This is a genomic window from Pseudomonas sp. S3_A09, assembly GCF_054668065.1.
The window spans coordinates 3,789,001-3,804,342 of record NZ_CP162752.1 but is presented as its reverse complement, the minus strand read 5'-3'; the positions used below and the strand labels follow the sequence as shown (position 1 = coordinate 3,804,342).

Genomic DNA, 15,342 nt, shown 5'->3' with positions numbered 1-15,342 from the left:
GCTGCGCCTTCACATTGAACTGAATGGAACCACATTTGACCATCGTGCCAAGCCATCTTCCCTCGACCGCGGCGCGGGGTCGATTTGACGCCAACTGGCCTTCGATTTCAAGGCACTCGACTATGCTGTCACAGTAGACAATTTCGCTCAGCCGCAGAATCAGGGAAGGAATCATTATGCCGTCGAGCCTTTTGCAATCGCGGAGTGCGTCATGACCCCGGACTCAGCGCGGGCCAACCGGCGTATTCTGATCGTCGATGACAGCGCGTCGATCCATGATGACTTTCGCAAGATCCTGTGTGCCAACGCCCAGGGCGAGAAATCCCTGGACAGTCTTGAGGAAACCCTGTTCGGCACCACCGCCACCCCGCGCCACGCATTCGTGCTGGATTCGGCCTACCAGGGCCAGGAAGCGCTGGAACTGGTGGCCCGGTCCCTGGCCGCCAACGCTCCGTATGCCATGGTGTTCATCGATATGCGCATGCCGCCCGGCTGGGACGGCCTGCAAACCATCGAACAGCTGTGGAACGTCGACCCCAATCTGCAGATCGCCCTGTGCACCGCGTATTCCGACTATTCGTTCGAAGCGATCGAGGCGCGATTGAAATACAACGATCAGTTGCTGATTCTGAAGAAACCCTTCGACCATCTGGAGATCCGCCAGATGGCCAGTGCCCTGACGTGGAAATGGCAGCTGGCCCAGGATGTCGCCCTGAAAGTGGTGGCACTGGAGCGCACCATCGAAGAACGTGTGCAGGAACTGCTGAAGGTCTCGCATCTGTTGCAATACGATGCGCTGACAGAACTGCCCAACAGCACGCTGCTCGGCGACCGCCTTAGCCAGGCCATAGCCCTTGGTCGGCGGCATGACACGCAACTGGCGGTGATATTTATCGGGCTCGATCGTTTCAAACGCATCAACAATGCCCTGGGTTACCCGGTGGGCGACGAGGTGCTCCAACATGTCAGCCACAGCCTGGTAGCAACAGTGCGCAGCTCCGACTCGGTGTTTCGCTACGGCTCCGATGAGTTCGTGATCCTGCTCCACGACGTGCAGCACCCGCAGCAGACCCAGCACATCGCGCACAAAGTGCTCAAGGCCATCAGTGCCACACGCCATGTGGCCGGGCATGACTTGAGCATCACGGCGAGCCTGGGCATCAGCATCTACCCCAATGACAGCTACAACACGGTGGAGTTGATCAAGCACGCCGAAACCGCCATGCATACCAGCAAGGAACGCGGCCCCAACGATTTCAGTTTCTACACCGAAGACATGAACCTGCGCGCCCGGCGCCAGCAAAATCTGGAGAGCGCGATCCGCCTGGCCTTGGAGCTGGATGAATTCGTACTGCACTACCAACCCAAGCTGGACCTCAACTCCGGGCGAATCGTCGGCGCGGAGGCGCTGATACGCTGGTTTCAGCCGCGCTCGGGGTGGGTCAGCCCGAGCGATTTCATTCCGGTGGCCGAAGACAGCGGGCTGATCGTGCCCTTGACGCAGTGGGTGCTGCACCAGGCCTGCGAACAGGCGCAGGCCTGGCGCGGCATGGGCCTGCCACCGCTGTACATGGCGGTGAATGTATCGGCCATCGACTTTCGCCAGCATGACTTCGTCGACAACCTGGCCGCGATCCTCAAGCAGACCGGCCTGCCGCCCGCCTGGCTGGAGCTGGAAATCACCGAAAACGTACTGATGCAGAATGTCGACGACACGGTGCAGATCCTGCAAACAATCAAGGCCATGGGCGTGCGCCTGGCGCTGGATGACTTCGGCACGGGCTACTCGAGCCTGAGTTACCTGCGACGCTTTCCCATCGATGTGTTGAAAATCGACCAGTCGTTCGTGCGTGGGCTGAACGAGAATAACCAGGATGCCCAGCTGATAAGCGCTATCATCGGCATGGGCAAGAGCCTGGAGTTGAACATCATCGCCGAGGGGGTGGAGACCGTCGAACAGCTGAATTTCCTGAAAAGCCAGCAGTGTGAAGAGGGTCAGGGCTTTTTGTTCAGCAAGGCGGTGCCGCCGAAGGATTTCGCCCGGTTGCTGCAAGTGGGCAGCGCCACACTGATGCCTGCCCAATAGCCGCGTGCCTGCAAGGAGTGCTCGCTTGAGCAAAGTCTCACGTTACCGTTTCGGCGTTCTGCTGGTGGTGTGGTCGGGGCTGGCCCAGCCGTTGCTGGCCGCGCCGTTGAACGAAGCGCTCAAACCACTGCCACCGGTGCCCGTATTGGACCCGGCCAGAGTCGAGTTGGGTCGCCAGCTGTTCAATGAGCCGCGCCTGTCGGTCAATAACACACTGTCCTGTGCCAGCTGCCATCGGCTGGAGTCCGGAGGTGCAGACAACCAGCCGTTTTCCCTGGGTTTCAACGGCAAGCCGGTGCCAATCAACACCCCTTCCGTGTTCAACGCCAGCCTGAACTTCAAGCAGTTCTGGAATGGCCGGTCGGACACCCTGCAAGCACAGGTCGAACAGGTAGTGATCAGCCCCCTGGAAATGGGCAGCGATTGGAATACGGTAGTGCAGAACCTGTCCGCCCTGCCCACCTACCAGACCGCCTTCAAACAGGCCTACCCCGATGGCATCACCGCCGCCAACGTGCAGGACGCCTTGGCCACCTATGAGCAAACACTGCTGAGCCCCAACTCGCGGTTCGACCAGTACCTGCTAGGTAACACCGAGATCCTGACAATCCAGGAAAAATATGGCTACCAGCGCTTCAAGGACTACGGCTGTATCGCCTGCCATCAGGGCATCAATATCGGCGGTAATATGTTCCAGAAATTCGGTGTGATGGGCGACTACTTCAAGGCCCGAGGCAACCCGGTCGAAGCCGACCTGGGCCGCTATCTGGTGACCCAGGACGAAGAGGACCGCCATGTGTTCAAGGTGCCCAGCCTGCGCAACGTGGCGGTGACCGCGCCGTACTTTCACGATGCGTCGGCCAAGACCCTCGAAGAAGCCGTCGATGTGATGTTCAAGTACCAGTTGGGGCGCAATCCGAATAAGGAAGACAGGGACTTGATCGTGCAGTTTCTCAAAACCCTGACCGGCGAATGGGCAGGCAAGCCGCTATGACCTCTCACTCCCGTCGCCGCTTTACCCAGGTTGTACTTGGCCTGGTGACCCTGCTGCTGGCCTCGACCCTGGTGTTTTTGTACCTCAAGGCTTCCCGCGATCAGACCGCCAGCTACACCCAGTCGCGGGATCTGATCCGCCAACTGCAGCAGCTCAATGCGCAGTGGGACAGCGAGGTCCTCAAGGCCCGGATCGCGATCACCCACAACTACGACCCGCTGGTCACGCCACTCACGCAGATGACCCGAATATGGGCCGAACTGAACAGCCGCGACACCTACCACAACCCGTCCAACCTGAGCGGCTGGCAGGCCACGCAAACGGCTTACCAGACGGCGATCCAGGAAAAAGCCCGCCTGGTCGACCAATTCAAATCCCACAACGCGCTGCTGCGTAATTCACTGGCGTTCCTGCCGACCGCCGAAGACGACATCCAGGCGCAGTTCAATCGCCTTGACGCGGAAGGCCGCCTGCAATTGCAAGACGTGGCCACCGACACCTATGACCTGTTGCTCAGCAGCCTGGAGTTCGCCCAAGTCACCAGCGACGATCGCGCCGCCGATATCCTGGTGGGGCTGGGCAAACTGGCGATCAATAAGGAGCAACTGCCCAGCGAGTTCCAAGGGCCGGTGGACATACTCAGCAATCACATTTCGCTGATCCTGCGCGAACAGCCCGTGGTCAACGACCTGCTCGAGCGCATTGCCACGGTGCCCGTCGCCGAACACCTGGACGCACTGACCACCCACCTCGACCAGGACCAGCAAGCGGCAGACCTGATCGACCACCAATACCATCGCTACCTGCTGATCTTCTCGACCTTGCTGGTGGGATTGCTGCTCTATCTGGCGGTGCGCCTGTTGCGCAGCTTTGCCGAAATCAACCGGGTCAATCGCGCGTTGCACGCCGCCAACGAAACCCTGGAGCAGCGCGTGGAGCGACGCACCCGCCAGCTCAAGGATGCGCAGAGCGAATTACTCGACAGCGCACGCCAGGCCGGCATGGCCGAAATCGCGACCAATGTGCTGCACAACGTGGGCAACGTACTCAACAGCGTGAACATCTCCGCCGAACTGGTCACGCGCAAGCTGCGCAGCAGCAAGGCCCTGGGGTTGGGCAAAGCCATGCAGTTGATCAATGAGCACAAGGCCGACCTGGGCACCTTCCTTACCGAAGATGAGAAAGGCAAGCTGCTGCCCGGCTATCTCAACCAACTGGTGGACGCCATCGCCGTTGAGCAGCAGGGCATGACCGACGAGTTGGCGCAGTTGAGTAAAAGCGTGGACCACATCAAGGACATCGTCTCCACCCAGCAATCCTATGCCGGCGCCGCCACACTGCTGGAGCCGGTGCACATCAGCGGCCTGATGGAAGATGCATTGCGCATGAACGCCGGAGCCCTGAGTCGTCACCACGTCACGGTGGTCAAGGAATATGCGCAGGTGCCGGAAATCCTCGCCGACAAACACCGCTTGCTATTGATCATGGTCAACCTGATCAGCAACGCCAAGTACGCCATGTCCAACCTCAGTGACCGACCCCGGCAGATGACCCTGAAGGTCCAGCCCCTGGAGGACAATACCTTGCAGATCAGCGTCAAGGACGATGGCGAGGGCATTCCCGCGGAAAACATGACGCGGATCTTCACCCACGGTTTTACCACTCGCAAGGAAGGCCACGGCTTCGGCCTGCACAGCTGCGCGCTGGCCGCCGTAGAAATGAATGGTCAGCTCAGTGCCCACAGCGACGGGCCTGGCCTGGGCGCGGTGTTTACCTTGACGATCCCTATGACCCCTGCCGGAAGTCCCGCATGAATCAGCCTCCCAATCGGCGCATCCTGTTGATCGACGACACGCCGTCGATTCACGACGATTTTCGCAAAATCCTGATGCCGACCGTCGAGACCAACCAGGCCCTCGACGATATGGAGTCAGCGCTGTTCGGCGACACCAGCAAGCCCGAGGTGCGTACCTTCGAGCTGCATTCGGCGTATGGCGGCGAAGAAGGCCTGCAATTGCTCACCACCGCCATGGCGGAAAAACGCCCCTACGCCCTGGCATTCGTCGACATGCGCATGCCGCAAGGTTGGGACGGCGCAAAGACCATCGAAGAGCTATGGACCGTCGACCCCGGCCTGCAAGTGGTGGTGTGCACCGCGTATACGGATTACTCCTGGGATGAATTGCTGTATCGCCTCAACGGCCATGACCGGTTGCTGATCCTGAAAAAGCCCTTCGATAACATCGAGGTGCAACAGATGGCCAACATGCTTGCCAACAAATGGGACATGGCCCGCCGCGCCTCGCTGCAAACCATACACCTGGAGCAACTGGTGGCGCAGCGCACCCAGGCGCTGACCCAGGCCAGCGAGGCGTTGCAACTGGAAATCGACGAGCGCAAGCAACTGGAAAGCCAACTGGTGCAATCGGAAAAACTCGCGTCGCTGGGGCAACTGGCAGCTGGCGTCGCTCATGAGATCAACAACCCCGTAGGCTTCATCTCCTCCAACCTGAGTACCCTCGACAGCTACTTCAACCAACTGCAGCGGATGCTGGACGCCTACCGGCAGCTCGAAGAAAGCCCCGCCGCGGCCGAGCAGTGCGCCGCGCTCAAGGCCTTGCGTGCTGAACTGGAGCTGGATTTCCTCAGGGAAGACATCCCCATCCTGATCAGGGAATCCAAGGAAGGCATCGGCCGGGTGGTGCAGATAGTCAAGGACCTGAAGAACTTCTCGCGGGTCGACAACGACCAGACCTGGCAATTCGCCAACCTGCAACAGGGCATCGACTCAACGCTGAACATCGTCGCCAGCGAACTCAAGTACAAGGCCGACGTCGTGAAAAATTACACACCGCTGCCAGAAATCGAATGCCTGGCCTCACAGCTCAACCAGGTGGTGATGAACCTGGTTATCAACGCCGCCCAGGCCATGGGCCCGGAGCGCGGCACCATCACCATCAGCAATGGCGTGCAAGGCGATAACATCTGGCTGGAAGTCGCGGACAACGGCTGTGGCATTCCCCCGGAGACCGTGCAGAAAATCTTCGACCCGTTCTTCACCACCAAGCCGGTGGGTGAAGGCACGGGGCTGGGATTGTCGTTGTCCTACGGCATTATCAAGAAGCACCACGGCGATATTTGCGTGAGCAGCGAACCGGGCAAAGGCACGACCTTTCGCGTGGTGTTGCCGATTCGGCAGACGGCCGCCTAGGGCGCAGGAGCGGACCGTATCCGCCCGGCAAAGGTTGTCTGGGGTTTGCCGACAGGCGCAGAATGCGGCACCGACCTGTAAGAGTCCGATTTCAAGGAAACCGTATGAGCCTGTCTTTGCTAAGCCGTTACGCCTTCTTTGCCGTGTGCGTCATCTTCACCCTCGCCAGCCTCCCCTTTATCGAACACGAATGGCTGTGGCCGATCACCCTGGTCACGGGCGTGTTGAGCCTGATCGGTATGTTCGACCTGCTGCAAAGCCCCCACGCCGTACGCCGCAACTATCCAATCCTGGGCAATATCCGTTACCTGGTCGAAGCCATCCGCCCGGAAATCCGCCAGTACCTGCTGGAATCCGACAGCGACGCCCTGCCCTTCTCCCGGGCCCAGCGTTCACTGGTCTATTCCCGCGCCAAAAATGAAACTGCCGACAAACCCTTCGGCACCCTGATCGACGTGTACCAATCGGGCTTCGAATTTATCGGCCACTCCATGCGCCCGGCGCCGCTCAGCGACCCCAGCGCGTTTCGTGTGATGGTCGGCGGCCCGCAATGCACGCAGCCGTATTCGGCATCGGTATTCAATATCTCGGCGATGAGCTTTGGCTCGTTAAGCGCCAACGCCATTCGTGCGTTGAACCAAGGCGCCAAACTGGGCAATTTTGCCCATGACACCGGCGAAGGCAGCATCAGCCCCTACCACCGCGAGAACGGCGGCGACCTGACCTGGGAATTGGGCAGCGGCTACTTCGGCTGTCGCACCAGCGACGGCCGCTTCGACCCGGAACGCTTCGCCGTGCAGGCGCAGAACCCGCAAGTGCGCATGATCGAAATCAAGATGAGCCAGGGCGCCAAACCCGGCCATGGTGGGATCCTGCCCAAGCACAAGGTCACCCAGGAAATCGCCGACACCCGCGGCATCCTGATGGGTGAAGACTGTATCTCGCCGTCGCGCCACAGCGCATTTTCCACCCCGATCGAACTGATGCACTTCATCGCCCAACTGCGTGAGCTGTCTGGTGGCAAACCCGTGGGTTTCAAGTTCTGCCTCGGCCACCCCTGGGAATTCATGGGCATCGCCAAGGCCATGCTGGAGACCGGCATCCTCCCCGACTTTATCGTGGTGGACGGCAAGGAAGGCGGCACCGGCGCCGCGCCAGTGGAGTTCACCGACCATATCGGTGTGCCGCTGCGTGAAGGCCTGCTGTTTGTGCACAACACCCTGGTGGGCTTGAACCTGCGCGACAAGATCAAGCTCGGTGCCAGCGGCAAGATCGTCAGCGCATTCGATATCGCCAGCGTCCTGGCCATCGGCGCCGACTGGGCCAACTCGGCGCGTGGCTTCATGTTTGCCATTGGCTGCATTCAGTCCCAAAGCTGCCACACCAACAAATGCCCGACCGGCGTCGCGACCCAAGATCCGCTGCGCCAACGCGCCCTGGTGGTGCCGGACAAAGCCCAGCGCGTGTTCAACTTCCACCGCAATACCCTCAAGGCCTTGGCCGAAATGCTCGCCGCCGCCGGCCTGGATCATCCATCGCAACTGTCGGCCAAGCATCTGGTGCGGCGCATGTCGGCGACCGAGATCAAGCTGTTTTCGCAATTGCATGTGTTCCTCAAACCTGGCGAGTTGCTCACCGGTGAGGTGAATGGCGAGTTCTATTCGCGCATGTGGCAGATGGCACGGGCCGACAGCTTTGAACCCCATGAAGCGGCTGCCGCCTGATCAATAAACACTCCCTGTTTGCTGAACCGGACCACCGACGGCATCGTTGAAACGAGGTGATTCACGCGCCAGGGCCAGGTTGGTCCGGCGCGGATCAGGGTCGGCGCGGGTCAGATGTATCTGGTGGAAGCTGGCACCGCCCATGCCGTGCATGCAGGCAGCCAAGGCACTCTGGTTACCCTGGATGTCTAGAGACATCCAGTAATACCCAACCTTTGCAATTACTTACGAATAACGCCAACCTGCCCCCGCCCGACGTGCGGCGTACGACTTCACCCGCGTTCGCCTGTCATTACTAAACCTTTCGTACAAGAGCCCGCTGCCATGCTGAACGGACGCGACCCACGCATCGATTTTTTTCGGGGCCTGGCGTTGATCTTCATTTTCTGGGATCACGTCCCCCACAACCCCCTCGGCCAGATCACTTTGCGCAACATCGGTTTCAGCGATGCCGCGGAGGTGTTTGTGTTCCTCGCCGGCTACGCCGCCGTACTGGCCTACGGCAAGATCCTGCAGCGCGACGGCTACTGGATTGCCTCGCTGAAGATCCTGCGGCGCGCCTGGGTGCTGTACGTGGTGCATATCTTCCTGCTGGCGATGCTGATGGGCATCGTGTTCTTCGCCAACAGTCATGTGGAAACCCGCGACCTTGTCGAGGAGATGGGACTGACGCACTTCGTCACCCACCCGCAACAGGCGCTCACCGATGAGTTGCTGCTGCGCTTCAAGCCCAACCTGATGGACCCGCTGCCGCTGTACATCGTGCTGTTGAGCGGTTTGCCGTTGGTGCTGCCGCTGCTGCTGCGCAAGACCTGGGCGGTGGTGGGCGTTTCGTTGACGGTGTACCTGCTGGCACCGTGGATGGGCTGGAACCTGCGGGCTATTGCCGATGGCGTGTGGTATTTCAATCCCGTCACCTGGCAATTGCTGTTCGTGCTCGGCGGCGCGGCGGCGATTCATGCGCGCCAGCCACGTCCTGTCGAGACGCGTGGGCTGCTGCGCCAGCCGTTGTTCGTCGCAGCGGCGGCCTACTCGGTCATGGCCGGGATCATCACGATTTCCTGGCGCTGGCCCGAGGTGCATGACGCGTGGATGCCATCGCCGCTCAGCGACCTGTTGTATCCCATCAGCAAGACGGACCTGTCACCCGTGCGCCTGTTGCACTTCCTGGCCCTGGCCTATGTCACCGCCAAGCTTTTGCCTGGCATGGGCTGGACCCGCCACTGGCTGGCGCAACAAAGTTGCCGCATGGGCCGCTATTCCCTGGAGGTATTCTGCCTCGGTGTGCTGCTGGCGCCGTTGGCGGACATGCTCAATGCCCTGGCGGGCGATGCGCTGGCCATGCAGTTGTTCAGTGCAACAGTGGGCGTGGTGCTGATGGGGCTGCTGGCAGCCTGGCTGGAGTTCAACAAGCGGCTGGATAAGTCACTGCAAGACCGCCGCGTCTTAGCCATGCCGTCATCCACTGGTTAACCCAGGCAGCCGCGTTGGTGGTGCGGCGCTTTCCCGAATCGGGCACTTGCAAAAGGAGGCGAGGGAGCTTGCCCCCTCGCCACACAGTGTTTGCCATTAGACCGGGCGGGCTTCGCCCTGAGCAACCTGGGTCGGTTGCAACTTGAACACGTAGAACAGCACCGTCAGCAGCACCAGGAATACCGGGCCGACATACAGCGCGATGCGGGTGTCCGGGAAGTACGCCATCAGGCCCACGACCAGCAACAGGAACGCCAGCGCCAGGTAGGAACTGACCGGGTACAGCCACATGCGGTACTTGAGTCCCGCCTGTTCCGCCGGGCTCAGGCTCTTACGGAACTTGAGCTGCGCCAGCAGGATCATCAGCCAGGTCCAGATCGCGCCGAAGGTGGCGATGGACGTCACCCAGACGAAGACTTTCTCCGGCACCAGGTAGTTGAGCAACACCCCCAGCAACAACGCGAAGATCGACAACAGCAGCGCTTTGCGCGGCACGCCATTACTGGAGGTCTTGGCGAACGTCGCCGGTGCCTGGCCGTTCTGCGCCAGGCTGTAAAGCATGCGTCCGGTGCTGAAAATGCCGCCGTTGCAAGACGACAGCGCGGCGGTGATCACGACAAAGTTGATGATGCCGGCGGCGGTCTTGATGCCGAGCCGTTCGAACGTCATCACAAACGGGCTGCCCTGGGTGCCGATTTCATTCCACGGGTAGATCGACAGGATCACGAACAACGCCCCCACGTAGAACAGCAGGATGCGCCAGAACACCGAGCCGATGGCACTCGGAATAGTCTTCTGCGGGTTCTTCGCTTCACCGGCGGTAAGGCCGATCATCTCCACACCCAGGTAGGCGAACATCACCATTTGCAGGGACATCAACACGCCTTGCACGCCGTTGGGCATAAAGCCGCCGTGGGCCCACAGGTTGGAGATACCCAGCGCCACGCCGTCATTGCCGAAGCCGAACGCGATGATGCCGACGCCGCCGATCACCATCGCAATGATGGTGACGATCTTGATCAAGGCAAACCAGAACTCGAACTCACCAAAGGCCTTGACCGCGATCAGGTTGATGCTGCCCATGCTGATCAAGGCCGCCAGGGCCCAGATCCAGCGCGGCGTGTCGGGAAACCAGACGCCCATGTACACGGCCACGGCGGTGATTTCTGCCACGCAGGTCACCAGCCACAGGAACCAGTAGTTCCAGCCGGTGAGAAAGCCCGCCAACGGGCCGAGATAGTCTTGGGCGTAACGGCTGAAGGAGCCGGCGACGGGGTTGTGCACCGCCATCTCGCCGAGGGCGCGCATGATCACCAGGATCGCCAGGCCGCCAATGATGTAGGACAGCATGATCGCCGGGCCGGCCATTTCAATGGCCTTGGCCGAGCCCAGGAACAGGCCGACACCGATGCAGGCGCCGAGGGCCATCAGGCGAATATGCCGCTCACCCAGTTCACGTTTCAGCGGGCCGCCCTGAGCGGTCTCGCCATGGGGCAGGTGGTTGCCAACTGGCATAGGGGTACAACCTCGTCTTGTTATTGGATTGATCACCGAGTGCTCGGCGCCACGGCGGGTCTGCCACGACGCCCTTACACCGTGCCGGCCTCATGGGCCAACACGTCTGGCAGGGCCAGATCAGCGGGGGTGCAGTATAAAAAGCCCACCCCAGGGTTTTTCACTTAATAAACGCCAAGATTCAGCGAGAAGTCGCGGTAAAAGCCGCTTTTATGGAGGGGCATTACCTGGATAGCGGAGGGTTTTTCTCCGTTTGACGCGCGCCGAGTATTGCACAGCTTTGGTGCAGCGTCATGCCCCTACCTAGGCCGTATATACCCAGCGGAAGGCTCTGCTTCAATGCTTTCAGACCAACAGGCAGACAATGCGGAAGCCGGCCACGGTCGGACGAGAAGCATCGCCCTATCAGCGGCCGGGACGTCCATTCACCATGGGACGCTCCGACTGCCAGGACGGCAATCCCAGCGAAAGGATCTCCCCATGCCAACCCCCCTTCGACGTACTCCAGCAAGGTCGAACGCAACGCCTGGCCGCCGATGGCCAATTGATCAGCGACACTTGCAGGCCTGGACCATGCGCCAGCTGGTGGAGCTGGCGGGCTTGGGCGTGCCACTCGGGCGCTCGATCAATGGTCAAGGCCACCGGCATCGGCCCGTCCAACGTCGCGGGGGTGGGGGTCGACGAGTTGGAACGGCTGTCCATCGCCGAATCGCAGGTGATGTGGCGGTGCAGCCGGGCCGGGCAGCCCAGCTACACCGAAGTGATCCTCAAGACCGGCGCGGGCAATTGCGACCAGATGGCCCATGTGGCGAACGAATTGATCCGTTTCAACGGCGGTGCCTCGCGTGTTTGGGGCACCAGCCCACCGGCTCACGCGTTTGTGGTGGTGGGTATAACGCCCCCGACATTGGGTTCGACGTTGGACTTCAGCGAAGCGGGCTGGAGGGGCCTGTGGATATGTGACCCTGGGCGGCCATCGTCTGCCCGGCAAGCGAATACCTTCGCGAGCTCAACATCAAACTATTCGCCTGGCACCTGGCGGACATTTCGGTGTTATTCAACGACCACGGCACCTAGCGTTGGGGCCGCGCCAACGACCGCAACTGGCTGACCCTGCTACGCAGCGCAGTGAAACGCCCACCGCCGTGAACCGACACATTTCGCAACTAACGACTAAGCTTCACCCAAGTCCGATCAATCTACGTCAATGGATCAATCGACTATGGGCGCTTTATGGCAAACCGATTCGAAGCAGGCTGCGCTGCCACCTGACAGCCCGGATCAACCGCCATTGCCACACAGCGCCCGCACGCGAACAGCGTGGTGGCGACTGGTGTGGTTGGTGCTGTTGCTCGCCCTATGCGCGCTGGGCTGGGCCGCCAGCGTGGAAATGCGCACCTCGCGCCTGCAGGCCCGCTACCTGAGCCCGTTGGCCGCATCGCTCAGTTATCGCCTGGAACCCGGCGCCAGCGATGCCATCGTGTATCCCGGCGACGGCCCGTTCGACCGGCGCCTGGGCTACAGCGCGCTGAACGAATTCCTGCCGCGCCTGCTCAAGCGCAATTACTTGATCCAGGCACAAACGCGCTTCTCACCGGCGTTGATGGACTATGCCGAGCGCGGGCTGTTCGTGCCCTACGCAGAAAAAGTCCAGGCGGGCCTGAGCATCACCGATTGCCGCGCCGCGCCGCTGTACACCTTCACCTACCCGCAACAGCTCTACACCCGCTTTGCCGCAATCCCGCCGCTGGTGGTGCAAAGCCTGTTGTTCATTGAAGACCGCGACCTGCTCGACCCCACGCAACCGCTGGCCAACCCGTCGGTGGACTGGCCGCGCTTTGCCAAGGCCGCCTGGTCGCAAGTGGCCAAGCTCGTGCAATTGCCGGGGCAGACCGCCGGCGGCAGCACCCTGGCCACGCAGCTGGAAAAATATCGCCATTCGCCCGACGGCTTGACCGTGTCCGGCGGCGAGAAAATCCGCCAGATGCTGTCCGCCAGCGTCCGGGCCTACCAGGCCGGGCCGGACACCCTGGTCAGTCGGCAGAATATCGTGCGCGACTATCTCAACAGCGTGCCGTTGTCCGCCGTGCCGGGCCACGGCGAAGTGCATGGCTTGGCCGAAGGCCTGCGGGTCTGGTACGGCGCCGACTTCAACCAGGTCAATCAGGCCTTGAGCGACAGCGCGCAAGACCCGGCGAGCCTGGCCAGACGTGGCCTGGCCCTGCGCCAGGTGCTGTCGCTGATGATTGCCCAACGCCGGCCCTCGCACTACCTGACCAAAGGCCGCGAAGAACTGGCGCAATTGACCGACAGCCATCTGCGCCTGCTCGCGCAGAACCAGGTGATCCCCGCCACGTTGTCCGCCGCCGCCCTCGCCAGCTCGGTGACCTACCGCGACTGGCAGCAGCAGCCGACCGTCCAGCCAGTGGAAACCAACAAGGCCATCAACGTCGCCCGCAGCCGTCTCGCCAGCCTGCTCGACCGCTCGCTGTATGACCTCGACCGCCTCGACCTGTCGGCCACCAGCACCTTGCACTACGCGCTGCAAACCCAGGCCACCGACTACCTCAAGCACCTGGCCGACCCGACGTTCGCCGCGCAAATGGGCCTGCTCGGCCCGCGCCTGCTGACGCCACAAAGCACGCCGCAGGTGCGCTACAGCTTCACCCTCTACGAACTGACACCCGATGGCGCACGCGTGCGGGTGCAGACCGACAACACCGACCAGCCGTTCGACATCAACGAAGGCAGCAAGCTGGAACTGGGCTCCACCGCCAAACTGCGGGTGCTGACCACCTACCTGCAAATCATCACCGAGCTGCATGAACGCTATCAGGCACGCACGCCCGCCGAGCTGAAAAACGTCGAACTGCCCGAGCAGGATGTGCTCTCGCGCTGGGCGCTGAATTACCTGACCCAGCACAGCGACCGCGACCTGGCGAAGATGCTCGACGCCGCCCTCGACCGCACCTACTCGGCCAACCCCGGCGAGGCGTTTTTCACCGGCGGCGGCCTGCATCGCTTCCATAACTTTCGAAACGAAGACAACGGCCGCAACCCGACCTTGCGCGATGCCCTGCGCGAGTCGATCAACCTGCCGTTCATTCGCCTGATGCGCGACCTGGTGCGCTACACCACTTACTCTGGCGAAAACAACAGTGCGCGCCTGCTCAAGGACGACAACGACCCGCGCCGCCAGGAATACCTGGCCAAATTCGCCGACCATGAAGGCACCGCGTTCCTGCTCAAGTTCTGGAAAAAATACCGCCACAAAGACACCCAGGCCCGGCTCGACACTTTCATGGACAGCCTGCACCCCACCGCGATCCGCCTGGCCGCCGTCCACCGCTACCTGCTGCCCCAGGCCAGCCAGGAAAGTTTCAACGGCTTCGTGCGCTCGCACCTGAAAAACCTGAAAACCACCGATAAGCTCACCGACGAGCGCCTCGAACGGCTCTACCAGAGCTACGGCCCCGGCGCCTACGACCTGCCGGACCAGGGCTATATCGCCAAGGTGCATCCGCTGGACCTGTGGTTGCTGGGCTACCTGCTCAACCACCCCGAAGCGACCTTCGACGAGATCGTCAAAGCCAGTGAATTCGAGCGCCAAGAGGTCTACAGCTGGTTGTTCAAGAGCCGTCACCAGAGTGCGCGCGACAGCCGGATCCGCACCATGCTGGAGATCGAAGCGTTCCTCGATATCCACCAGCGCTGGCAGGCCGTGGGCTACCCGTTCGACCACCTGGTGCCGTCGCTGGCCACCGCCATCGGTAGCTCCGGCGACCGCCCCGCCGCTCTCGCGGAACTGATGGGGATCATCCTCAACGACGGCGTGCGCCTGCCCGTGTTGCGTATCGACAGCCTGCAATTCGCCCGCGGCACGCCCTACGAAACCCACGTCGCCAACGACCCGAACCGTGGCAAACGGGTGCTGCGCAGTGAAGTTGCCACGGCGTTGCGCGGCGCGCTGTCGCAAGTGGTCGACGCCGGCACCGCCAAGCGCGTGGCCGGCAGCTTCAAACTGGCCGACGGCACTGCGCTGGCGATGGGCGGCAAAACCGGTACCGGCGATAACCGCATCGAAGCCATGGGGGCCGGCGGGCGCATGCTCAGTTCCAAATCGATCAACCGCACCGCGACCTTCGTGTTCTACATCGGCGCCCATCACTTCGGCACCCTCACCGCGTTTGTGCCGGGGGCGTCGGCGCAGCACTTCACCTTCACCTCGGCCTTGCCGGTGCAGGTGCTCAAGGGCATGGCGCCGCTGCTCAACCCGCTGCTGCAACCGGGCGACCCGGCGTTGTGCCTGGCGGGCAAACACTGACGCGCGGCTGCACTA

Annotated in this window: 9 protein-coding genes and 1 pseudogene; 8 read left to right on the top strand and 2 right to left on the bottom strand. The window is 61.7% G+C overall.

Annotated features, from left to right (window positions below; translation table 11 throughout):
- Positions 1-211: 211 nt before the first annotated feature.
- The 7 genes and pseudogenes from AB4N92_RS17665 to AB4N92_RS17635 all read left to right on the top strand — a co-directional run bounded on the left by AB4N92_RS17665 (position 212) and on the right by AB4N92_RS17635 (position 9,488).
- Positions 212-2,086 (top strand): putative bifunctional diguanylate cyclase/phosphodiesterase, encoded by a 1,875-nt coding sequence (locus AB4N92_RS17665; RefSeq protein WP_042571717.1) that lies wholly within the window; start codon positions 212-214, stop codon positions 2,084-2,086.
- Between the two features lie 58 nt (positions 2,087-2,144).
- A complete protein-coding gene (locus tag AB4N92_RS17660; protein ID WP_231621430.1) occupies positions 2,145-3,080 on the top strand; it encodes a cytochrome-c peroxidase in 936 nt (311 codons plus the stop codon).
- Positions 3,077-4,894: a DAHL domain-containing protein gene (locus tag AB4N92_RS17655; protein ID WP_010212806.1), complete on the top strand. Its 1,818-nt coding sequence runs from the start codon at positions 3,077-3,079 to the stop codon at positions 4,892-4,894. Before AB4N92_RS17660 ends, AB4N92_RS17655 begins: the two co-directional genes overlap by 4 nt.
- The gene (locus AB4N92_RS17650) at positions 4,891-6,291 is read left to right on the top strand and encodes an ATP-binding protein (protein WP_010212808.1); all 1,401 of its coding nucleotides are present in this window, start codon (positions 4,891-4,893) and stop codon (positions 6,289-6,291) included. Before AB4N92_RS17655 ends, AB4N92_RS17650 begins: the two co-directional genes overlap by 4 nt.
- Positions 6,292-6,395: 104 nt before the next feature.
- Positions 6,396-8,015 (top strand): FMN-binding glutamate synthase family protein, encoded by a 1,620-nt coding sequence (locus tag AB4N92_RS17645; RefSeq protein ID WP_010212809.1) that lies wholly within the window; start codon positions 6,396-6,398, stop codon positions 8,013-8,015.
- Positions 8,016-8,108: 93 nt separating this feature from the next.
- Positions 8,109-8,207, top strand: a pseudogene (locus AB4N92_RS17640) (cupin domain-containing protein); the annotation flags it as partial.
- A gap of 132 nt (positions 8,208-8,339) precedes the next feature.
- Positions 8,340-9,488, top strand: coding sequence for an OpgC family protein (locus tag AB4N92_RS17635; protein WP_187517271.1), 1,149 nt, complete (start codon positions 8,340-8,342; stop codon positions 9,486-9,488).
- Positions 9,489-9,584: 96 nt separating this feature from the next.
- Here AB4N92_RS17635 and AB4N92_RS17630 read toward each other — a convergent pair whose 3' ends face one another.
- Both AB4N92_RS17630 and AB4N92_RS17625 read right to left on the bottom strand, forming a co-directional pair.
- Complete coding sequence (locus tag AB4N92_RS17630; RefSeq protein WP_010212811.1) at positions 9,585-11,003, bottom strand: amino acid permease; 1,419 nt, start codon at positions 11,001-11,003, stop codon at positions 9,585-9,587.
- A 625-nt stretch (positions 11,004-11,628) separates the two neighbouring features.
- Entirely contained in the window at positions 11,629-11,808 is a 180-nt protein-coding gene (locus AB4N92_RS17625) for a hypothetical protein (RefSeq protein WP_460127727.1), read from the bottom strand.
- Positions 11,809-12,225: 417 nt separating this feature from the next.
- Between AB4N92_RS17625 and AB4N92_RS17620 the strand changes: the two genes are divergently transcribed.
- Positions 12,226-15,327, top strand: a complete 3,102-nt coding sequence (locus tag AB4N92_RS17620) for a transglycosylase domain-containing protein (RefSeq protein ID WP_010212813.1) — start codon at positions 12,226-12,228, stop codon at positions 15,325-15,327.
- The last annotated feature ends 15 nt before the right edge of the window (positions 15,328-15,342 follow it).